At 55.9% G+C, this 22501-nt stretch carries 15 protein-coding genes, 2 tRNA genes and 3 rRNA genes; 11 read left to right on the top strand and 9 right to left on the bottom strand.

All coding sequences use genetic code 11. The features are described from left to right. Positions 1-5: 5 nt before the first annotated feature. Complete coding sequence (locus ACMYSP_RS09720) at positions 6-899, bottom strand: LysR family transcriptional regulator (protein ID WP_434586538.1); 894 nt, start codon at positions 897-899, stop codon at positions 6-8. A gap of 117 nt (positions 900-1016) precedes the next feature. Between ACMYSP_RS09720 and ACMYSP_RS09715 the strand changes: the two genes are divergently transcribed. Both ACMYSP_RS09715 and ACMYSP_RS09710 read left to right on the top strand, forming a co-directional pair. Then, entirely contained in the window at positions 1017-1199 is a 183-nt protein-coding gene (locus tag ACMYSP_RS09715; protein ID WP_434586537.1) for a 4-oxalocrotonate tautomerase, read from the top strand. A 148-nt stretch (positions 1200-1347) separates the two neighbouring features. Then, positions 1348-2322, top strand: a complete 975-nt coding sequence (locus ACMYSP_RS09710) for a DMT family transporter (protein WP_434586536.1) — start codon at positions 1348-1350, stop codon at positions 2320-2322. A 36-nt stretch (positions 2323-2358) separates the two neighbouring features. On the opposite strand, the gene ACMYSP_RS09705 is transcribed toward ACMYSP_RS09710, so the two are convergent. The 5 genes from ACMYSP_RS09705 to ACMYSP_RS09685 all read right to left on the bottom strand — a co-directional run bounded on the left by ACMYSP_RS09705 (position 2359) and on the right by ACMYSP_RS09685 (position 9282). Continuing rightward, positions 2359-2874 carry a DUF2867 domain-containing protein gene (locus ACMYSP_RS09705; RefSeq protein ID WP_434586535.1) on the bottom strand — a complete coding sequence of 172 codons (516 nt, stop codon included), beginning with the start codon at positions 2872-2874 and terminating at the stop codon, positions 2359-2361. 131 nt (positions 2875-3005) lie between these two features. Then, positions 3006-6161 (bottom strand): CusA/CzcA family heavy metal efflux RND transporter, encoded by a 3156-nt coding sequence (locus tag ACMYSP_RS09700; RefSeq protein WP_434586534.1) that lies wholly within the window; start codon positions 6159-6161, stop codon positions 3006-3008. Between the two features lie 11 nt (positions 6162-6172). Next, entirely contained in the window at positions 6173-7474 is a 1302-nt protein-coding gene (locus tag ACMYSP_RS09695) for an efflux RND transporter periplasmic adaptor subunit (RefSeq protein WP_434586533.1), read from the bottom strand. A gap of 45 nt (positions 7475-7519) precedes the next feature. Further along, positions 7520-7867, bottom strand: a complete 348-nt coding sequence (gene cusF / locus ACMYSP_RS09690) for a cation efflux system protein CusF (RefSeq protein WP_434586532.1) — start codon at positions 7865-7867, stop codon at positions 7520-7522. A gap of 29 nt (positions 7868-7896) precedes the next feature. Then, positions 7897-9282, bottom strand: coding sequence for an efflux transporter outer membrane subunit (locus ACMYSP_RS09685; RefSeq protein ID WP_434586531.1), 1386 nt, complete (start codon positions 9280-9282; stop codon positions 7897-7899). A gap of 173 nt (positions 9283-9455) precedes the next feature. On the opposite strand from ACMYSP_RS09685, the gene ACMYSP_RS09680 reads away from it, so the two are divergent. Beyond that, the gene (locus ACMYSP_RS09680; protein WP_123757962.1) at positions 9456-10139 is read left to right on the top strand and encodes a copper/silver response regulator transcription factor; all 684 of its coding nucleotides are present in this window, start codon (positions 9456-9458) and stop codon (positions 10137-10139) included. Further along, the gene (locus ACMYSP_RS09675) at positions 10129-11580 is read left to right on the top strand and encodes a Cu(+)/Ag(+) sensor histidine kinase (RefSeq protein ID WP_434586529.1); all 1452 of its coding nucleotides are present in this window, start codon (positions 10129-10131) and stop codon (positions 11578-11580) included. Before ACMYSP_RS09680 ends, ACMYSP_RS09675 begins: the two co-directional genes overlap by 11 nt. Positions 11581-11635: 55 nt before the next feature. Here the strand turns inward: ACMYSP_RS09675 and ACMYSP_RS09670 are convergent, their stop codons facing one another. After that, positions 11636-12757 (bottom strand): JmjC domain-containing protein, encoded by a 1122-nt coding sequence (locus ACMYSP_RS09670; protein ID WP_434586528.1) that lies wholly within the window; start codon positions 12755-12757, stop codon positions 11636-11638. A 633-nt stretch (positions 12758-13390) separates the two neighbouring features. On the opposite strand from ACMYSP_RS09670, the gene ACMYSP_RS09665 reads away from it, so the two are divergent. The 7 genes from ACMYSP_RS09665 to ACMYSP_RS09635 all read left to right on the top strand — a co-directional run bounded on the left by ACMYSP_RS09665 (position 13391) and on the right by ACMYSP_RS09635 (position 20912). Then, positions 13391-14930 (top strand): 16S ribosomal RNA (locus tag ACMYSP_RS09665). A 71-nt stretch (positions 14931-15001) separates the two neighbouring features. Beyond that, positions 15002-15078: transfer RNA gene (locus ACMYSP_RS09660), tRNA-Ile, on the top strand. A 109-nt stretch (positions 15079-15187) separates the two neighbouring features. After that, positions 15188-15263: transfer RNA gene (locus tag ACMYSP_RS09655), tRNA-Ala, on the top strand. A 206-nt stretch (positions 15264-15469) separates the two neighbouring features. Then, positions 15470-18374, top strand: a 23S ribosomal RNA gene (locus tag ACMYSP_RS09650). Between the two features lie 93 nt (positions 18375-18467). Then, a 5S ribosomal RNA gene (rrf, locus tag ACMYSP_RS09645) occupies positions 18468-18583 on the top strand. The 16S, 23S and 5S rRNA genes sit together here with 2 tRNA genes alongside, the layout of an rRNA operon. A gap of 457 nt (positions 18584-19040) precedes the next feature. Next, complete coding sequence (locus ACMYSP_RS09640) at positions 19041-19358, top strand: hypothetical protein (protein ID WP_154144417.1); 318 nt, start codon at positions 19041-19043, stop codon at positions 19356-19358. A gap of 144 nt (positions 19359-19502) precedes the next feature. After that, complete coding sequence (locus ACMYSP_RS09635) at positions 19503-20912, top strand: GGDEF domain-containing protein (RefSeq protein ID WP_434586526.1); 1410 nt, start codon at positions 19503-19505, stop codon at positions 20910-20912. A gap of 19 nt (positions 20913-20931) precedes the next feature. Here ACMYSP_RS09635 and trpS read toward each other — a convergent pair whose 3' ends face one another. Both trpS and ACMYSP_RS09625 read right to left on the bottom strand, forming a co-directional pair. Beyond that, the gene (trpS, locus tag ACMYSP_RS09630; RefSeq protein WP_434586525.1) at positions 20932-21939 is read right to left on the bottom strand and encodes a tryptophan--tRNA ligase; all 1008 of its coding nucleotides are present in this window, start codon (positions 21937-21939) and stop codon (positions 20932-20934) included. Positions 21940-22156: 217 nt separating this feature from the next. Continuing rightward, entirely contained in the window at positions 22157-22486 is a 330-nt protein-coding gene (locus ACMYSP_RS09625) for a DMT family transporter (RefSeq protein WP_434586524.1), read from the bottom strand. Positions 22487-22501: the final 15 nt, after the last annotated feature.

Below are 22501 nucleotides of genomic sequence, written 5' to 3'. Positions count from 1 at the left end.
GTGGGTTAGTGCCCGGCGCCAAAGCGCTGCATCAGGAAATCAATCACGCTGCGCAGCTTGGCTGATGGCCGGGTATCCTGGTGGTAAATAAGGTACATTGGCGTCGGTTTGTAGGCCCACTGCGGCAGCACCTGCACCAGCCGTCCCTCGGCGATATCCGCCGCCAGAATCGACTCCGGCTGCAGCACAATCCCGCAGCCATTGAGGGCGGCTATCCTCAACGCATCCCCTTGATTCGACGTAAATCGCCCTGTTACCAGCGCCTTGAACATTTCCCCGTCAGGGCCAATCAGCTCCCAACGATCCTGATGTACCCAATAGGAGATCCCCAGACAGCTAAAATTGCCCAGTTGGTCAGGGTGCTCCGGCGTTCCGTGCTGGCGAAGGTAGTCGGGGGAGGCGGCGAGGATCCGCTGATAGGCGCGCAGCGGCCGGGCAACAATATCTGGCTGGTTAATCTTGCCAATATGAATGCCTAATTCCACATTCCCCCGGTGCAAATTGGGCGTCTGGTTATCCAGCGTCAGCATCACGTTCACTTCCGGGTTTTGCGCCATGTAGACGCTCAACGCCGGCACCAGCACCTGGCTGCCGAAGCTGACCGGGGCCACCATCTGCACCAGCCCTTTGGGGGTTGACTGCAGCTCCATGGCGCTGTGTTCGGCGAGCGAAAACTCCGCCAGCACCCGGCGACAGCGCTCGTAGTAGAGCTGACCGACTTCGGTAAGCTGCTGGCGACGGGTGGTGCGGTGCAGCAAACGGGCGCCGAGCCGTTGTTCAATGGCCCTGATCTGCTTGGCGACCATGGTGGCCGATACGTCGCTGATATCGGCCGCGGCGGCAAAGCTGCCGCATTCGACCACTCTGACAAACATCTCCATGCCGGCCAGTTTATCCATGATTAACAACCTGTAGGTTCTGAATCACTTAACCTAACACACATTTATCCCGCTTCCCGTATCGGCAAAGATAAATCCGTCGACGCCAACAAGGTGCGTTACTACGAGGGAATAAAAATGCCTGTTATCCGTTTAGAGCTGCAACCTGGCCGTACGCCGGAACAAAAACGCGATTTTGCCCGGGAAGCGACCCGGGTGGCCGTGGAAACCCTGAAGTGCAAACCCGAGAGCGTGGATGTGGTGATCCTCGAAATCCCCCGGACCCACTGGGCGAAAGGAGGCGTATTGCCGACGGAGTAGTCTTGTCTCCGGATTGATCCGCAACCGGCACGGCAGTCGCTGTGCCGGCTACAGGTTGCGGCCATCCCGGTTTATCTTCTGCCGTACGCCTGTATTTCTGCATGCCACCTCACTCGTGTTGCAGTGGGCGTTTACCGGATACCTCACGATGAAAAATAGCTATTCAACCGGCGTGATCTGCTGCCTGATCGCCACGCTCTCCTGGGGAGCGACGTTTCCGGTCATGACCAGCGCCCTGACGCGGTTTGATCCTTATACCTTTACCACGCTGCGCTACGGTTTTGCCGGGCTGGCGCTAGCGATCGCGCTCTGTTTACGTGAAGGGCGAGCGGGCTTGAGCCTGCGCGGGCAACGGGTATGGCTGGCCTGGCTACTGGGCTCGGCAGGGTTTGTCGGGTTTGGTTTTTTGGTTTTTTCAGGCCAGCAGATGGCTGGAAAAACCGGGGCGCTGACGGCGTCGATCATGATGGCTACGATGCCGATGCTGGGCATTGTGGTTAACGGCATCCTCCGCCGTATTGTGCCACCGGTGCCTTCCATTGGCCTGATTATGTTGTCGTTTTTTGGCGTTCTCACCGTGATGACCAAAGGGCAATATGGCAGCGTGTTCAGCAGCCCCTCCGGCTATATTGCCAATGCGCTGATCATTCTGGGGGCGTTGTGCTGGGTGATTTATACGGTGGGCGCGGGCTATTTTCCCCACTGGTCGCCGCTCAAATATACGGCCGTCACAACCTGTCTCGGCATGACGAGCATCCTGGTGCTGAACGCGCTGTTGTATCTCACCGGCGCGGTGTCCGTGCCGGCACTCGCCGATGTAATCTTTGTGATCCCTCATGTCTTTTATACGGCGATTATCGCCGGCTTTATCGGGATCCTGTGCTGGAATATCGGCAATAAAATCCTGACGCCGCTGAATGGCGTGCTGTTTATGGATGTGGTGCCGATAACGGCGTTTTCTATTTCGGCCCTGTCGGGCGTGGCACCCACGGCCCCGGAAATCATCGGCGCCTGTATTACCGGTGCGGCGCTGATCCTCAATAACCTCTACCTGCGCTACCGTCATAGCAAAACGGCGAGACCCAGCCGGCCAGCGCCGACTTCACGCTGTGGCTGTTCGTGACGCGGCTGTCGCCACGCGGCGGACATGCTGCTGCTGTTAGTGCCAGCCCCGTGCCGCCGCCCGCTTGAGCATGGCGCGTACCACCAGGCGATGGAAGGGCGCAATCAGCGTAATATACAGCTTCCCGATCCGGTTATGGCAGTGCACCACGGAAGCCAGCACAATTTCTCTTTCATCGACTTCACCGCCGTGACGCTGCAGCACCGAGATCCTGAAATCCAGATGCCGGTCATTGGCGCCGATGATCAGCTCGTTGTTCTCTACGGCGATGACAGGAAAGAAATCGATGTGCGGCGTACCGTCTGCAACTAACGCGGTACGCATTTGCGTGGAGGAGAGGATGCCAAAGGGTTTGACCATGATATCCCGACAGGCCAGCAGCCATCTGAACCAGCGTGGTGGCCTCTCCAGAACCTGATGAGCCAGGATATTGATATCAGAAGGCGCATCCGGCGGCAGCGTGATGGCGAAAGCATCAGCAAGCTCGGGAGCTGCAAAGAGATTTACGATCCGGCTATCTCCGGGTAACGGCACGGTACGAACGGTTTGCAAGGCGATCCCTCTGCTGGTGGTGGCATCCGATGACCAGTGTAGTGCTATGCCCCGTTTTTGCGAGTGCCGAGCGTGCTATCCCGCGGTTATCAAAAAGGGCGCCGTGTTGACGCCCTTCTGATATCAAACGCTTACGATGACGCCGGTGCTTTTTGCCGGTGGCGGTACAGCCACATCAGCTTATAGGCCGCCGGAATGATAAACAGCGACAGCAGCGGGGCGGTGATCATCCCGCCGATCATCGGCGCGGCGATACGGCTCATCACCTCCGATCCCGCGCCGGTTCCCCATAAAATCGGCAGCAGACCGGCGATAATCACCGCCACGGTCATCGCCTTCGGCCGCACCCGCAGCACCGCGCCCTGATACAGCGCGTCGTCGAGCCGCTCGGCGCTGAAGGTCTGCGGATTTTCCAGCGTCGGATCCGCCTCAATGGCGTGGCGCAGATACATCAGCATCACCACGCCAAACTCCGCCGCGACTCCGGCCAGCGCGATAAACCCGGTGCCGGTCGCCACGGACAGGTGGAACCCCATCGCATAGAGGAACCAGATCCCGCCAACGAGAGCGAACGGCACGCTGGTGATGATCAATAAGGCTTCGCCAAAGCGACGGAAGGCCAGATAGAGCAGCACGAAAATGATCATCAGCGTCATCGGCACCATCAGCTTCAGCTTCTGGTTGGCACGCTCGAGCAGCTCAAACTGCCCGGAGTAGGAGACGCTGATGCCCGGTTTCAGCTTCACCTGCTGGGCGATGACCTGCTGTAGATCGTGCACCACTGAGACCATGTCGCGATCGCGGGCGTCGATGTAGATCCAACTTGCCGGACGGGCGTTCTCGGTTTTCAGCATCGAAGGGCCGGTTACCACCTTCACATCGGCCACGTCGCCGAGGGTGATCTGCTGCTTCAGCGGCGTCAGGATCGGCAGCTGGCGCAGGGCTTCCGGGCTGTCACGATAGCTCTGCGGGTAGCGAATGTTGATCGGATAGCGCTCAACGCCTTCGACCGTTTCGCCCACCATGGCGCCGCCGATGGCGGAGGAGACGAACAGCTGGACGTCACCGACGGTCATGCCGTAGCGGGCCGCTTTTTCGCGCTGAATATCGATATTGAGATAGCGCCCACCCACCAGGCGTTCCGCCAGCGCTGAGGTGACGCCCGGCACGGTACGGGCGACAACTTCGATCCGTTCGGCGACCTCGTCGATATCGGACAGCACCGTCCCGGAGACCTTAATACCGATCGGGCTTTTGATCCCGGTGGAGAGCATATCGATACGGTTGCGGATCGGCGGTACCCACAGATTCGCCAGCCCCGGCAGGCGCACGGTTTTATCCAGCTCCTCGATAATCTTCTCCATGGTCATTCCCGGCCGCCACTGATCCTGCGGCTTGAGCTGAATGGTGGTTTCGACCATTTCCAGCGGCGCGGAGTCGGTGGCGGTCTCCGCTTTACCGGTTTTACCGAATACCCGGGCCACTTCCGGCACGGTCATGATCAGCTTGTCGGTTTTCTGCAGCATATCTGCCGCCTGCGCCGCCGAGATCCCCGGCAGCGTCGAGGGCATATACAGCAGATCGCCTTCATTAATCTGCGGCAGGAACTCGCCGCCGACGCGGTTAAGCGGCCAGATAATGGTGAGGATCGACAGCAGGGCAATCAGCAGCGTGGTTTTCGGCCAGTGCAGGACCTTCAGCAGCAGCGGATGGTAGATGCGGATCAGGAAGCGGTTGAGCGGGTTGCTGGTTTCCGCCGGGATCCTGCCGCGGATCCAGAATCCCATCAGGATCGGGATCACCACGATCGCCAGCAGCGCCGCGCCCGCCATGGACCAGGTTTTGGTAAAGGCGAGGGGGCCAAACAGTTTCCCTTCCTGGCCTTCGAGGGTGAAAATCGGGATAAACGACAGGGTGATAATCAGCAGGCTGATAAACAGCGCCGGGCCAACCTCCACCGAGGCGTCGGTGATGATTTTCCAGCGCGTGTCGTTACTCAGCTTTTGCTGTGGATGGTGATGCTGCCACTCTTCCAGCCGTTTATGGGCGTTTTCAATCATTACGATGGCGGCGTCCACCATCGCCCCGACGGCAATAGCGATGCCGCCGAGCGACATAATATTGGCGTTCAGTCCCTGGAAGTGCATCACGATAAAGGCGATACACAGGCCGAGCGGCAGAGAGATAATCGCCACCAGGGCAGAGCGGATGTGCCACAGGAACAGGGCGCAGACCAGCGCCACCACGATAAACTCCTCCAGCAGTTTGTTGCTGAGGTTGTCGATCGCCCGGTCGATCAGCTGGCTGCGATCGTAGGTGGTGACGATCTCCACCCCGGGTGGCAGGCTGCCTTTCAGCGTCTCTAACTTATCTTTCACCGCGGCGATCACTTCGCGGGCATTCTTGCCGGAGCGCAGGATCACCACGCCGCCGGCCACTTCACCTTCGCCGTTCAGCTCGGCAATACCGCGGCGCATTTCCGGGCCAATTTGCACGCGGGCAACGTCGCGCAGGTAGACCGGGACGCCGTTTGCACCGGTTTTTAGCACGATATTGTTGAAGTCATCCAGCGTCTGCAGATAGCCGCTGGCGCGCACCATATACTCCGCTTCCGACAGTTCAACCGACGAGCCGCCCGCCTCCTGGTTCGAGGCATCCAGCGCCGATTTCACCGTCGCCAGGCTGATGCCGTACTGGGTCAGCTTCTGCGGGTCGACGACAATCTGATACTCTTTGACCACGCCGCCTACCGACGCTACTTCGGAGACGTTGGGGATGGTCTTCAGCTCATACTTCAAAAACCAGTCCTGCAGCGAGCGCAGTTCGGCAAGGTCGTGCTTGCCGCTGCGGTCGACCAGCGCGTATTCAAAGATCCAGCCGACACCGGTGGCATCGGGCCCCATCTCGGCGCTGACGCCAGACGGCAGCTTGCTCTGCACCTGATTGAGATATTCCAGCACGCGGGAACGCGCCCAGTAGGGGTCGGTACCGTCTTCAAAAATCACGTACACGTAGGAGTCGCCAAACTGCGAGAAGCCGCGCACCGTTTTGGCGCCCGGTACCGACAGCATGGTGGTGGTCAGCGGCCAGGTGACCTGGTTTTCAACGATCTGCGGCGCCTGCCCTGGATAGCTGGTTTTGACGATCACCTGCACATCGGAGAGATCCGGCAGGGCGTCGACCGGCGTATGCACGATGGTCCAGGTGCCCCAGATACTGAGAAACAGCGCGCCCATCATCACCAGAAAGCGGTTGGCCACCGAGCGACGGATTATCCATTCAATCATTTGTCATTTCCTCAGTGGGCGTGTGCCGCCGGGGCTGCACTTGTCGGTACCGTACTTGCCGGCGTCGCGGCGGGCGTCTGCGCGCGCATGCGATCCAGCGCGCCGGAAATATTGGCCTCTGAATCAATCAGGAACAGGCCGCTGGAGACCACCTTTTCGCCTTCGCTAAGGCCGCTGCGCACCGCGGTCATACCGTCGGATTGCTGGAAGACGTCGATGCGTTTTGGCACGAAGCGCCCGTCGCTATCGACGGTGATCACCCGTTGTTCGGAGCCGGTATCGATCAGCGCTTTGGAGGGGATCAGCAGCATTGGCTGACTTTGCGTGCTCAGTTGGAGCCAGGCGTTCATCCCCGGCTTCAGCGCTTCATCCGGGTTATCCACCTGCAGGCGCAGCTGGAGGGTGCGGGTCTCGGCATCGGCGCTGGGCAAAATGGTCCATTTGCTGATGGTGAAGGTCTTACCGGGCCACGCCGGAACCGAGATCGTAAACTGCGAGCTGTCTTTGAGCAGCCAGGCGATAGCTTCCGGCACCGCGGCGCTGATCCACACCGGATCCATCCCCTGAATCTTCGCCACCACGTTATCTTTGGTGATGTTCATCCCGCTGCGTAAATCAAACGCGGTAATTACGCCGTCGATGGGCGCTTTGAGGGTGAAGCGGGTCTGAATTTTTCGCGTCGCTTTGAGGCGGCGGATATCCTCTTCCGGCATCCCGGCGAGGCGCAGGCGCTCGAGGATCCCCTCCACCTGGGTGGCGGTGCCGCCGGTGTCCCGCAGCAGTAAATATTCACTCTGGGCTTCGACCCAGTCGGGGATCGTCAGGTCGACCAGCGGTGTGCCCTGGCGGATTTTATCGCCGACGGTCAGAGGGTAAACCTTGTCGATAAACCCCGCCGAGCGCGCCTGGACAATGACAAACTGATATTCGTTAAAGCTGACGCTCGCCGGAAGCCGCTGCGAGAAATGCAGCGGCTTCCGGCGCACGGGTTCGGTTTTTACGCCCAGGTTTTGGGTTTGCGTCGGGTCGATGCGCACGCCGGGCGTGCTGGATGATGCCGCGTCTTCATCGGCATATTTTGCCACCAGGTCCATGTCCATAAACGGCGACTTTCCTGGCTTATCAAAACGGGTGTTGGGGTACATCGGGTCATACCAGAACAAGACTTTACGGGCGGCGCGTTCGCCGCTCGCCGCCGCGCTGTCTGCCACGACGGGGGGCGAAAAATAGCGATACAGGCCTGCGGAGATAAGACCGCCAATCAGCATACTGCCGATGATTAGCGCACTGTTTTTGAGGGTGAACGATGCCATATCTTTATCCATATCAACGTTATTGGTGGTTATCTCCGTGGGCCGTTATTGCGCGAGATGGATGTCCTGTAATAAGGAGAGGTTGCCCTGCTGCACAAAGGTGAAGGCGACTTTGCTGCCGGTTTTAATGTCGTTGAGCTGGGTTTGCGGGGTGATGGTGAAGCGCATGGTCATCGGCGGCCAGTTCACGGCCGGGATGGCATCGTGGGCGATGGTGACTTTTTTGCTGTCCATATCAATGGATTTGACCTCGCCGGTGGCGCTGATGGCCTGCGCCTGCTGCGCGACGGGCTGGCTGTTCATCATGTCGCCATGCTGGTGCTCTGCGGCCTGGGCGCCAAACATCACTGCGGAAAGAAAGCCAAAAACGATCGTTTTCGTGACCTGATTCATGATTCATGCTCCTGAGAGTAAATAAAAAGTTATTCCACCCATCCGCCGCCAAGGGCGGTGAACAGCGTGATTTCGTTGACCTGACGGGCGTAGTTGAGGTCCAGCAAGGTTTGCCGCGTGGTGAACAGCGAACGCTCGGCGTCCAGCACTTCGATGTAGCTCACCGCCCCGTGCTGATAGAGCGTTCTTGCCCGCTGCTGGGTGATTTGCAAAGAGGCGAGGTAGCGCTGCTGGGCGCTGATTTGGTCGGCCAGGCTCTGGCGCAGGGCCAGCGCGTCGGCGACCTCTTTAAATGCGGTCTGGATTTTTTGTTCGTAATTCACCACCGACTGCTGCTGGCGGATTTCGGCAAGATCGAGGTTCGACTGGTTGCGCCCGGCGTTAAAAATCGGCAGTTCGATGTTCGGGACGAAATTCCACATCCCGCTGGCGGGGTTAAACAGGCGCGATAAGTCGGTGCTGCTGCTGGATAACGAACTGGTTAAGGTTATCGACGGGAAAAATGCCGCCCGCGCGGCGCCAATATTGGCGTTGGCGGCGCGTAAACCGTGCTCGGCTTCTAAGATATCCGGGCGCTGCAACAGGATCTGCGACGACAGCCCGGGCGGTAAGGCCACGCCGTTGATATCAAGCAGGCTGCTGGCCGCGTCATCGGGCAGATGCTGATAGCTGCCGAGCAGCAGCTGTAACGCATTGTTGGCCTGCGCCAGTTCGCCTTCACGCTTGGCGATATCGGCGCGGGTACTTTCGATCACCCCGCGAGCCTGCTCCAGCGCCAGCACGTTGGTGCTGCCGGTCAGCAGCTGTTTCTCCACAAAGGCGTAGGACTGCTGATAGTTCTGCAATGTTTCCCGGGCCACCTGTAGCTGAGCCCAGGCCAGGCGCTGGTTGAAATAGCTTTGCGACACATTGGAGATCAGCAGGATATGGACCGCCCGGCGGGCCTCTTCGCTGGCGAAATAGTTTTGCCGGTCCGCTTCGCTTAAATTTTTCAGCCGGCCAAAGAAATCGAGATCGAAGCTGAGGTTAAGCCCGGCCTGATAGTCACTTTTGGTGGTGGTATCACCTTTGAGCTTGCCGCTGTAGGTGGTGCTGGTGGCGCCATTCAGCTGCGGGTAGCGGTCGGCGTCGGTAACGCCATATTGCGCTCTCGCCTCCTGAACCTTGAGCGTCGCCATGCGCAAATCGCGGTTGTTCAGCAGCGCTTCGCCAATCAGCGATTTGACCTGCGGGTCGACGAAAAACGTCCGCCAGCCGGTATCCTGATAGTGGGCAGTGGCGGCGACCAGCTTGTTCTGGCTGAGCGAGAACTGCTGCGGCACCGGCGAGGCCGGCTGCTGGTACTCTGGTGCCAGCGAGAGGCAGCCGGTCAGAGCAAAGACCACGCTGAGCGTGATGAGCTTTAATGTGCGCATAGGGCAGGACGTTTTTTGGCGATGATTGAATGGCTGGTACTTTACAAAACCGCCTCTGTTCGACGCGTGACAGGAAAATGACAAAGCTGTCATTTTCCTGAGAATTCATTGCTATCCGGTCGCTCTCCACTAAAATTGGAAACCCGCACAAACGGCGGGTGAAGGAGCATGTCATGAAGATTTTGATCGTCGAAGATGAGAAGAAAACCGGTGAGTACCTGACCAAAGGGCTGACGGAGTCCGGTTTTGTCGTTGACCTGGCTGATAACGGCCTGAACGGCTATCACCTGGCGATGACCGGCGATTATGACCTGCTGATCCTCGACATTATGCTGCCTGATGTGAACGGCTGGGATATCGTCAGAATGCTGCGCGCCGCCGGGAAAAGCATGCCGGTTCTGCTGCTGACCGCGCTGGGCACCGTCGAACATCGGGTTAAGGGGCTGGAGCTGGGGGCGGATGATTATCTGGTGAAACCGTTCGCGTTTGCCGAACTGCTGGCGCGGGTAAGAACCCTGCTGCGGCGCGGGGCGTCGGCCATCGTCGAAAACCAGTTTCAGGCAGCGGATTTATTCGTCGACCTGCCCAGCCGCAAAGTGACCCGCAGCGGCGCACGTATCACCCTGACCAGCAAAGAGTTTACGCTGCTGGAGTTCTTCCTGCGTCATCAAGGGGAGGTGCTGCCCCGGTCGCTGATTGCCTCCCAGGTCTGGGATATGAATTTTGACAGCGACACCAACGCCATCGACGTGGCGGTGAAGCGGCTGCGGGCCAAAATAGATAATGATTTTGAGCCGAAGCTTATCCAGACCGTGCGCGGCGTCGGCTATATGCTTGAGGTGCCGGATGGCGAGTAAGTGGCTGCAGCGGCCATTTTCGCTGGCGACCCGGCTGACCTTTTTTATCAGCCTGGCGACGGTGGTGGCGTTCTTTGCGTTCACCTGGATAATGATCAACTCGGTTAAAGCGCACTTTGAAGAGCGTGACGTTCATGACTTAAAGCAGCTGGCGACCACCCTGGAAACGGTGCTTAATCACGGCGACGACTCGCAGGCGCGACGGCTGGAAATCCTGAAAAATGTCATCGATGGCTATGCCAATGTTTTTATTTGTCTGGATGATGCCAACGGCACGATCCTGTTCCAGTCGCCGAATGGCCCGGACCTGAGCCATATTCTGCGCACTCCTGGGCTGGCGGCGCAGCTGCAGGACGGCAGCGTGATTTCGTGGGCCGACCCGCACCCGCAGGTTATGACCCATGATAATCATCAGCTGCAGACCCGCGCCTGGCGGTTGATTATGCTGCCGCTCGGCAAGCAGGCGGATGGCAAACCGGCGTATCACCTGCTGATGGCCTTATCGATCGATTTCCATCTGCACTATATTAATGAGCTGAAGGCGAAGCTGATGTCGGCGGCGTCGGTGATCAGCCTCCTTATCATCTTGATTGTGCTGTTCGTGGTCTATCAGGGGCATAAACCCATTCGCCAGGTCAGCCGACAGATTCAGAACATCACCTCGAAAGATCTCGACGTGCGTTTAGATCCCGGTCGTGTCCCGGTTGAACTGGAACGGCTGGTGCTCTCTTTTAACCATATGCTGGAACGTATAGAGGATGTTTTTACGCGCCAGTCGAACTTCTCTGCTGACATTGCCCATGAGATCCGCACGCCGATTACCAATCTGGTGACGCAAACCGAAATCGCCCTCAGCCAGACTCGTAATCAGAAAGAGCTGGAAGAGGTGCTGTATTCCAATCTGGAAGAGTTCTCGCGGATGTCGCGGATGGTCAGCGACATGCTGTTTCTGGCGCAAGCGGACAACAACCAGCTGACGCCTGAGCAGAAAACCATGAATCTGGTCGATGAGGTCAATAAAGTGTTCGACTTCTTCGAGGCCTGGGCCGAAGAGCAGGCGGTGACGCTGCGTCTGAGTGGAAGTGCCGGCTGGGTGACCGGCGATCCGCTGATGCTGCGTCGGGCGATCGGTAACCTGCTGTCGAACGCCATTCGTTATACTCCGGCCCTGCAGGCGGTGACAATCCACATCCATGAACGCGCAGGGCAGGTGACGCTGGTGGTGGAAAACCCCGGCAAGCCGATTGCCGCTGAGCACTTGCCCCGGCTGTTTGATCGCTTCTATCGCGTCGATCCGTCCCGTCAGCGCAGCGGTGAGGGGAGTGGGATCGGCCTGGCGATCGTGAAGTCTATTGTGATTGCCCATCACGGCAGCGTGGCGGTGGAGTCCGACAGCCGCTCAACGCGGTTTATCCTGACGTTGCCAACGCAGCAGCTGTAACTGCCGGAAGCCGGGGCTTTCAGGCTCCCGGCTACCCGGCGGTGGTGCGGCGGGATTACTCTTCGAAGTACCAGTAGCCCTGGTTGATCAGGCGCGTCAGTTCCGTCACAAAGGCCGGGTTCTGCAGCGCATTGCCCAGCTCTTGCTGGCTCAGGGTGGTGTAGCGGCACAGGGCGTCCAGCGCTTGAGCATCGGTCGTTTCCAGGCGCTCGCTGTTCACAAAGAAGCTGTCACCGATATGCAGCACCCGCAGTCCGCTCAGGCGGCACAGGTTTTCCCCACCGGCCAGCGCATCGACTATTTCATCTTCAGCATAGGGCGGTTCCGCTGGGGCGACGTCCAGCTCATGACGTGGCGTGGTCGCGAAGCGGCCGAACCACTGGGTGAAGTCTGCCGGCTGGTTAATCATGTCGATCATCATCATGCGCAGGCGTTCGAGTTCGTACTCTTCTACCCGGCCAGGATGTTCGCGACAGGTGAGGTCCGGATCGCTGTAGTGTTCGCCGCCGAGGTCGTTTTCCAGCGCATAGTCCGCAAAGCTGCTGATCAGGTCGCGGCCATTAGGGCCACGGAAGCCCACCGAGTAGTTCAGCGCGGTTTCGTGGGTGATGCCATCGTGCGGGAATCCAGGTGGAATATAGAGAATATCGCCAGGTTCCAGATCTTCATCGATGATCGGTGGGAAAGGATCAACATGCAGCAGCGCCGGATGCGGGCAGAACTGGCGCATCGGCAGCTTGTCCCCAACGCGCCAGCGACGGCTGCCCATTCCCTGAATAATAAAGACATCATACTGGTCGATATGCGGACCCACGCCGCCGCCGGGTACTGAGAAGGAGATCATTAGATCGTCCAGGCGCCAGTCCGGCAGAACGCGGAACGGGCGAACCAGTTCCGCGGCAGGCATATGCCAGTGGTTCACCGCCTGGGCCAGCAGGGACCAGCCGGTCTCGCCCAGACCGTCGAAATGTTCAAACGGCCCGTTGCTGGCCTGCCACTGACCGTTGACCAGGCTCACCAGCCGACTGTCGACTTCCGGCTCCATGGCCAGGCCGGCCAGCTCGTCCGGGGTAATCGGATCGACGAAGTTCGGGAAAGCCTGCTTTAACACTACCGGCTGCTTTTGCCAGTACTTCTCTAAAAACTCGGGCCAGTTAATGTTCAGTTGATAAGCCATAGATTCACACCAGTCATGAAGAAACGGGCCTGATTATAGAAAGGTGTCGGTGACGGACGCTTTGTCATGCGTCAAAGCCGCTGCTTAATTGGCCATCGCGGAATGGCGTTTTCCGTTGCTATATAGATATGGGGATGGATGACAATGAGAGACGAACCGGAAGCGGCGAGGATAAGGCGTTCTTTTATCTGCGAGGGGAAATGACGTGAATGTGTCTGCAGGCCGCGTGGTGACTGGGTTTCTTTGTTGATATGCCAGAGCGGGAATAGCTGTTTAGTTTAAATAATGAGCGCTTGATAAGTTTTTTGTATTTTAGCGCTTGCCATCCAAAGAGAACTCCCTATAATGCGCTCCCACTGACACGGCAAATGTGAACAACTTCACAGAGTAAGCCGGGTCAGAAAGAGAAAACTTCTGAAAAATGAGTTGACTCTGAAAGAGGAAAGCGTAATATACGCCACCTCGCGACAGAGCGCTAAGCGCCGTCGCACTGCTCTTTAACAATTTATCAGACAATCTGTGTGGGCACTCAAAGTGACATGGATTCTTAACGTCCTCGGACGAAAAATGAATACCAAGTCTCTGAGTGAACACGTAATTCATTACGAAGTTTAATTCACGAGCATCAAACTTAAATTGAAGAGTTTGATCATGGCTCAGATTGAACGCTGGCGGCAGGCCTAACACATGCAAGTCGAGCGGTAGCACAGGAGAGCTTGCTCTCGGGTGACGAGCGGCGGACGGGTGAGTAATGTCTGGGAAACTGCCTGATGGAGGGGGATAACTACTGGAAACGGTAGCTAATACCGCATAACGTCGAAAGACCAAAGTGGGGGACCTTCGGGCCTCATGCCATCAGATGTGCCCAGATGGGATTAGCTAGTAGGTGGGGTAATGGCTCACCTAGGCGACGATCCCTAGCTGGTCTGAGAGGATGACCAGCCACACTGGAACTGAGACACGGTCCAGACTCCTACGGGAGGCAGCAGTGGGGAATATTGCACAATGGGCGCAAGCCTGATGCAGCCATGCCGCGTGTATGAAGAAGGCCTTCGGGTTGTAAAGTACTTTCAGCGAGGAGGAAGGCATTAAGGTTAATAACCTTAGTGATTGACGTTACTCGCAGAAGAAGCACCGGCTAACTCCGTGCCAGCAGCCGCGGTAATACGGAGGGTGCAAGCGTTAATCGGAATTACTGGGCGTAAAGCGCACGCAGGCGGTTTGTTAAGTCAGATGTGAAATCCCCGGGCTCAACCTGGGAACTGCATTTGAAACTGGCAAGCTTGAGTCTTGTAGAGGGGGGTAGAATTCCAGGTGTAGCGGTGAAATGCGTAGAGATCTGGAGGAATACCGGTGGCGAAGGCGGCCCCCTGGACAAAGACTGACGCTCAGGTGCGAAAGCGTGGGGAGCAAACAGGATTAGATACCCTGGTAGTCCACGCTGTAAACGATGTCGACTTGGAGGTTGTTCCCTTGAGGAGTGGCTTCCGGAGCTAACGCGTTAAGTCGACCGCCTGGGGAGTACGGCCGCAAGGTTAAAACTCAAATGAATTGACGGGGCCCGCACAAGCGGTGGAGCATGTGGTTTAATTCGATGCAACGCGAAGAACCTTACCTACTCTTGACATCCAGAGAACTTAGCAGAGATGCTTTGGTGCCTTCGGGAACTCTGAGACAGGTGCTGCATGGCTGTCGTCAGCTCGTGTTGTGAAATGTTGGGTTAAGTCCCGCAACGAGCGCAACCCTTATCCTTTGTTGCCAGCGGTCCGGCCGGGAACTCAAAGGAGACTGCCAGTGATAAACTGGAGGAAGGTGGGGATGACGTCAAGTCATCATGGCCCTTACGAGTAGGGCTACACACGTGCTACAATGGCATATACAAAGAGAAGCGACCTCGCGAGAGCAAGCGGACCTCATAAAGTATGTCGTAGTCCGGATTGGAGTCTGCAACTCGACTCCATGAAGTCGGAATCGCTAGTAATCGTAGATCAGAATGCTACGGTGAATACGTTCCCGGGCCTTGTACACACCGCCCGTCACACCATGGGAGTGGGTTGCAAAAGAAGTAGGTAGCTTAACCTTCGGGAGGGCGCTTACCACTTTGTGATTCATGACTGGGGTGAAGTCGTAACAAGGTAACCGTAGGGGAACCTGCGGTTGGATCACCTCCTTACCTGAAAGAACCTGCCTTTGTAGTGTCCACACAGATTGTCTGATGAAAAATAAGCAGTAAAACATCTCTGCAGGCTTGTAGCTCAGGTGGTTAGAGCGCACCCCTGATAAGGGTGAGGTCGGTGGTTCAAGTCCACTCAGGCCTACCAAATTCGCTACCGTGCTGCGTTATGGCGACGCTCGCATACTTCAGTATGCTTCGTGTCACCACGCCTTGCCCGATATCGAATTACGGTAAACAGAGATGGCAATTACGATGGGGTTATAGCTCAGCTGGGAGAGCGCCTGCCTTGCACGCAGGAGGTCTGCGGTTCGATCCCGCATAGCTCCACCATCCTTTACTGCTGAATAACAAGAAAACTTCAGAGTGTACCTGAAAAGGTATACTGCGAAGTTTTGCTCTTTAAAAATCTGGATCAAGCTGAAAATTGAAACGACACACTGTTTTCTTTCTCCGTAATAAGAAAGGAAAAATGGTGTGTTCGAGTCTCTCAAATTTTCGCAACGCGGACTGTTTTACGAAACAGCTTCGGGTTGTGAGGTTAAGCGACTAAGCGTACACGGTGGATGCCCTGGCAGTCAGAGGCGATGAAGGACGTGCTAATCTGCGATAAGCGTCGGTAAGGTGATATGAACCGTTATAACCGGCGATTTCCGAATGGGGAAACCCAGTGTGATTCGTCACACTATCGTTAAGTGAATACATAGCTTAACGAAGCGAACCGGGGGAACTGAAACATCTAAGTACCCCGAGGAAAAGAAATCAACCGAGATTCCCCCAGTAGCGGCGAGCGAACGGGGAGGAGCCCAGAGTCTGAATCAGCGCGTGTGTTAGTGGAACGGTCTGGAAAGTCCGGCGGTACAGGGTGATAGCCCCGTACACTAAAATGCACACGTTGTGAACTCGAAGAGTAGGGCGGGACACGTGGTATCCTGTCTGAATATGGGGGGACCATCCTCCAAGGCTAAATACTCCTGACTGACCGATAGTGAACCAGTACCGTGAGGGAAAGGCGAAAAGAACCCCGGCGAGGGGAGTGAAAAAGAACCTGAAACCGTGTACGTACAAGCAGTGGGAGCCTACTTGTTAGGTGACTGCGTACCTTTTGTATAATGGGTCAGCGACTTATATTCTGTAGCAAGGTTAACCGTATAGGGGAGCCGCAGGGAAACCGAGTCTTAACTGGGCGTTAAGTTGCAGGGTATAGACCCGAAACCCGGTGATCTAGCCATGGGCAGGTTGAAGGTTGGGTAACACTAACTGGAGGACCGAACCGACTAATGTTGAAAAATTAGCGGATGACTTGTGGCTGGGGGTGAAAGGCCAATCAAACCGGGAGATAGCTGGTTCTCCCCGAAAGCTATTTAGGTAGCGCCTCGTGAACTCATCTTCGGGGTAGAGCACTGTTTCGGCTAGGGGGTCATCCCGACTTACCAACCCGATGCAAACTACGAATACCGAAGAATGTTATCACGGGAGACACACGGCGGGTGCTAACGTCCGTCGTGAAGAGGGAAACAACCCAGACCGCCAGCTAAGGTCCCAAAGTCATGGTTAAGTGGGAAACGATGTGGGAAGGCACAGACAGCCAGGATGTTGGCTTAGAAGCAGCCATCATTTAAAGAAAGCGTAATAGCTCACTGGTCGAGTCGGCCTGCGCGGAAGATGTAACGGGGCTAAACCATGCACCGAAGCTGCGGCAGCGACACTTAGGTGTTGTTGGGTAGGGGAGCGTTCTGTAAGCCGTTGAAGGTGGCCTGTGAGGGTTGCTGGAGGTATCAGAAGTGCGAATGCTGACATAAGTAACGATAAAGCGGGTGAAAAGCCCGCTCGCCGGAAGACCAAGGGTTCCTGTCCAACGTTAATCGGGGCAGGGTGAGTCGACCCCTAAGGCGAGGCCGAAAGGCGTAGTCGATGGGAAACAGGTTAATATTCCTGTACTCGGTGTTACTGCGAAGGGGGGACGGAGAAGGCTATGTTAGCCGGGCGACGGTTGTCCCGGTTTAAGCATGTAGGCGGAGCGTTTAGGTAAATCCGGACGCTTATTAACGCTGAGGTGTGATGACGAGGCACTACGGTGCTGAAGTAACAAATGCCCTGCTTCCAGGAAAAGCCTCTAAGCATCAGGTAACATCAAATCGTACCCCAAACCGACACAGGTGGTCAGGTAGAGAATACCAAGGCGCTTGAGAGAACTCGGGTGAAGGAACTAGGCAAAATGGTGCCGTAACTTCGGGAGAAGGCACGCTGATGGTAAGTGAAGCGACTTGCTCGTGGAGCTGAAATCAGTCGAAGATACCAGCTGGCTGCAACTGTTTATTAAAAACACAGCACTGTGCAAACACGAAAGTGGACGTATACGGTGTGACGCCTGCCCGGTGCCGGAAGGTTAATTGATGGGGTTATCCGTAAGGAGAAGCTCTTGATCGAAGCCCCGGTAAACGGCGGCCGTAACTATAACGGTCCTAAGGTAGCGAAATTCCTTGTCGGGTAAGTTCCGACCTGCACGAATGGCGTAATGATGGCCAGGCTGTCTCCACCCGAGACTCAGTGAAATTGAACTCGCTGTGAAGATGCAGTGTACCCGCGGCAAGACGGAAAGACCCCGTGAACCTTTACTATAGCTTGACACTGAACATTGAGCCTTGATGTGTAGGATAGGTGGGAGGCTTTGAAGCGTGGACGCCAGTCTGCGTGGAGCCAACCTTGAAATACCACCCTTTAATGTTTGATGTTCTAACGTAGACCCGTAATCCGGGTTGCGGACAGTGTCTGGTGGGTAGTTTGACTGGGGCGGTCTCCTCCCAAAGAGTAACGGAGGAGCACGAAGGTTAGCTAATCCTGGTCGGACATCAGGAGGTTAGTGCAATGGCATAAGCTAGCTTGACTGCGAGCGTGACGGCGCGAGCAGGTGCGAAAGCAGGTCATAGTGATCCGGTGGTTCTGAATGGAAGGGCCATCGCTCAACGGATAAAAGGTACTCCGGGGATAACAGGCTGATACCGCCCAAGAGTTCATATCGACGGCGGTGTTTGGCACCTCGATGTCGGCTCATCACATCCTGGGGCTGAAGTAGGTCCCAAGGGTACGGCTGTTCGCCGTTTAAAGTGGTACGCGAGCTGGGTTTAGAACGTCGTGAGACAGTTCGGTCCCTATCTGCCGTGGGCGCTGGAGAATTGAGGGGGCTGCTCCTAGTACGAGAGGACCGGAGTGGACGCATCACTGGTGTTCGGGTTGTCATGCCAATGGCATTGCCCGGTAGCTAAATGCGGAAAAGATAAGTGCTGAAAGCATCTAAGCACGAAACTTGCCCCGAGATGAGTTCTCCCTGACTCCTTGAGAGTCCTGAAGGAACGTTGAAGACGACGACGTTGATAGGTCGGGTGTGTAAGCGTAGCGATACGTTGAGCTAACCGATACTAATGAACCGTGAGGCTTAACCTTACAACGCCAAAGCTGTTTTGGTGGACAGAGAGAAGATTTTCAGCCTGATACAGATTAGTTGGGGTGCTTTTAGCATCCTGATAACAGAATTTGCCTGGCGGCGATAGCGCGGTGGTCCCACCTGACCCCATGCCGAACTCAGAAGTGAAACGCCGTAGCGCCGATGGTAGTGTGGGGTCTCCCCATGTGAGAGTAGGGAACTGCCAGGCATCAAATAAAACAAAGAAACCTCATGCGAAAGCATGGGGTTTTTTTGTTTATCTGCTGTTTGTCGGTGAGCGCTACTTACCCGATTCCTATCGCATTTTATATGTTCGCCCCGCCATTTTTATATATCCTCGCTATTTTAGTGCTCCCTTTATCTTGTCTAAATATACGGAATTATGAATATTGACCATGCACCAGTAATATATAAATTAAAAGATAAAAATATTTAAATATATTGTCAGTATTTTTTCGGTCGCTTAATATTTATTTCGGTATATCAGCAGGAATTTATTCTCATATTTAACGACCTGTGCGGTTGTTACTGGACTTTTTAGGTAAAATGTTTTAGTGTCATTAACACTTTGTTAACTTGGCCGTTTTTTAGTTCCCCCATTTTCGATAAAAACAGCGTGTGTCGTGGCCGGAAGAAGAGTATCGAGCGGCACGATGAGAATACTAATGAAGAACCTGCTAACATGGTCGCCCCTGCGCCCGCTCATAAGTTACCTGCAAGAACGCTTCACTTTTTTAGTTCTGCTATGCTGGCCGGCGATTATTTGGGTCGTTTGCCGGGGATGCGTCTGGGCCATCGAAAGCGTACTGCTGCTGATGGGAAAGCCGCTCAGCGAGTCGTTTACCGTGCACCTTCAGCCACTGATGACCTTCAGCGCCTTAGTGCGTATTTCTCTCAGTTGGGTGGCGCTGCTGTTTATCCTGTTTAGCATGGCGATGGGATTTACCTGGCTGCTACGCCGGGTGATGAACCGCAAACCATGAACCACAATCAGCGTTACCCCTGCGAATCCTTGATGGCTGCCAGCATCGTCCTCACCTGCTGAATTTTCAATCTGGTTGACCAGAGCGAACTGTTGTATGATCTTCAGCCTTAAAATAGATCCTAATCGGTGAGTGCTTTATTCAATGAGTGATGAAAGCAAGAAATATATCTCCGTTATTTTCAAGGAATGGCTGCCGCTGTATGACGGTTTGACTCCCGATGTGAAGGCTGTTCTTAAAAATATTGCCTCTGAGCAGTCAGAAGCACTGGCAGCCCGATTTTATGACTTTATTTTTCAGGATCCTGATATTGCCCGCCACCTGACCTATGATCTGGTGCAGGAGCGCCTCAGTCGTTCGCTGGCCGCATGGGTAAAGGATATTTTAACCTGCGAACGGGATGGGCTGCAGGCGCTGGCAGAACGGCAATATTTTATCGGCAGCATCCACGCGCGCATTGGTATTCCCGCCGAGGCGGTACTGCGCGGAGCCCGCCAGCTCAAGGCCGGGCTGATAGAGTACATTCGCGATCGTGACGACATTGGCCACCAGACCGCGCTGGCGACGCTCCATTATTCGGTCATGGCGATTAACATGGCCATCGAGATGATGTGCCATGCCTACACCTTATCGCACTACCGGGCGACGAAAAATGAAGAGGCTTACCGCCTGTATAGCCTGATGGATAATATCCCGATGGAATACGGCAAACAGCAGGCTTCGCTCTCCGGTTGGGAAAATAGTACGATTTTTAATATCGTCAGCGAAAATACAGCCGCGATTAACGGTACATTATTATCGGAATCCGAATTTGGCCTGTGGTTCCGTCATAAATGCGTACGCTATTTCAATAAAAATGCTCAGATGGCAGAGATCACCGACGTCATTGAGCAGGTCGATCGCTTAATTATCGACTGGAAATCATCACCGGATCGTTCCGGGTATAAAAACACCCAAAGCCTGCTCCAGAGCATCCATATCCATTGCCAGCAGATAGGTCACCAGCTGGAAGTGATCTTTAGCAGCCTGTCGCAGATGCAAAATGGCAAGGATTCGCTGACCAGCCTGCTAAACCGTCGTTACCTGCCGGTGGTCCTCAAACATGAGGTCACCCTCGCCATGGAGCATGGGCTGCCGATGACGGTAGCGATGGTGGATATCGACCATTTCAAAGAGATTAACGATAACTGGGGTCACGTAGTGGGCGACCGGGCGATCAAGCACGTGGCCGACCTGCTCAGCGATAATATTCGTTCCAGCGACTATATCTTCCGCTATGGCGGCGAAGAGTTTTTACTGGTTCTGGTGGAAACCAACGCCGGTGAGGCCTTTACGCTGCTGGAACGCCTGCGAAAAAGCATCAGCCAGCTGCAGTTTGACGTTGGCGCAGAGACCCACATTGCCATCACCGTCAGCATCGGCTATGCCGTGCATAGCGGCCACCCGGATTACAATCGACTGTTGCGCGATGCCGACAGCGCACTGTACACCGCCAAGCGTAGCGGGCGTGACTGCGTGAAGCTGCATCAGGGCGGGCACGGCGAATCACACTGAGTCGCCATGCCCCGGCTTTTCAGAACAGTACCGGCAACCCTAACCCCCGCATGACCTCATGCAGCGTCTGCTGCGTGAGGTGCTGCGCTCGCTCACTGCCCTGGCGCAGCAGCTCCAGCAGCATCCCTTTATCAGCGATAAACGTAGCCCGGCGTTCGCGAATCGGTGCCAGTAGCGTCTGCAGGCACTCTTCCAGCACATTCTTACACTGCCGATCGCCCAGTCCGCCACGCTGGTAGTGGGCTTTCATCTCGGCAATCAAGGCGTGGTCGGGATGGAAGGCGTCCAGGTAAGTAAAGACGACGTTGCCGTCGAGTTGGCCTGGATCGCTGACGCGCAGATGGTGTGGGTCGGTATACATCGCGCTGACCGCACGATGGATCTCCTCTTCACTGGCGGAGAGCGTCAGCGTATTCCCCAGCGATTTTGACATTTTGGCACCGCCATCAATGCCCGGCAGGCGGCTCACATCGCTGAGCAGCGCTTTGCAGTGCTGCAATACCGGCGTCGTCGTCAGGCTATTCATTTTGTGGACGATCTCATTGGTCTGCTCAATCATCGGTAGCTGATCGTCGCCCACCGGCACCAGCCCGGCTTTAAAGGCGGTAATGTCCGCCGCCTGGCTGATAGGGTAGGCGAGAAAGCCGACCGGCAGTGAACGGGAAAATCCCTTCTGCGCGATCTCATTTTTGACCGTTGGATTACGTTCGACGCGGGCGACGGTGACGATATTCATATACAGCGCGCTCAGTTCAGCCAGCGCGGGAAGCGCCGATTGCAGACAAATCGTGGTATTGCGCGGGTCGATTCCCACCGCCAGATAGTCCGCCAGCACCTCGCAGATATTGCGGCTGATTTTCTGCGGATCGCTGCCGTTATCCGTTAACCCCTGCAGGTCGGCGACCAGAATAAACTGCTGATGGTCATGTTGCAGCTCGACCCGCTGGCGCAGCGAGCCCACGTAGTGGCCGAGGTGTAGCTGACCGGTGGGGCGATCGCCGGTAAGAATGGTGGGTAATGTGTTCATCAGAGACTCCTTAGGCTGCGGTAAGCCGAAAGACGTCGCTAAGAAACAATTAAGCCGCCTTCCGGCGGCTTAAAAATTGGAAAACATAAATCGTGCCGCCTGTTATGCAGGCAGCCACCAACGGCATGAGCGGGAGATGACAACGATTCTGTTCATGACAATTATCCTGACACGAAAAAGGCGTGGGGTAAACCCACGCCTGGTCATGTTTAGCGGATTACATGGTGGAGAAGACGTTCATGATGATGCCGCCAGAGATGATCAGCACCATGGCGAAGATCGCCGGCAGATCCGGTTTCTGCTTGTACAGGATCATCGAGCAGATGGTGACGCCGACAATGCCGAAGCCGCACCACAGCGAGTACGCTACACCCACCGGGATGGTGCTCATTGCGCGAGTGAGGGCGAAATAACACAACCCGTAAGCGCAGACGACCAGTGCGGAAGGCGCCAGTTTGCTAAAGCCGTTGGTTTTTTTGATCATCGACGTACCGGTAATTTCTGAGCCGATGGACAGCGCCAGCCATAAGAACCCGAGATTAAACATATGCTATTCCTTTTC

Origin of the sequence: Klebsiella sp. R390 (genome assembly GCF_051131745.1) — a bacterium.
In the GTDB taxonomy this organism is placed as follows: Bacteria; Pseudomonadota; Gammaproteobacteria; order Enterobacterales; family Enterobacteriaceae; genus Klebsiella.
This window is presented reverse-complemented; position numbering and strand designations above follow the sequence as displayed.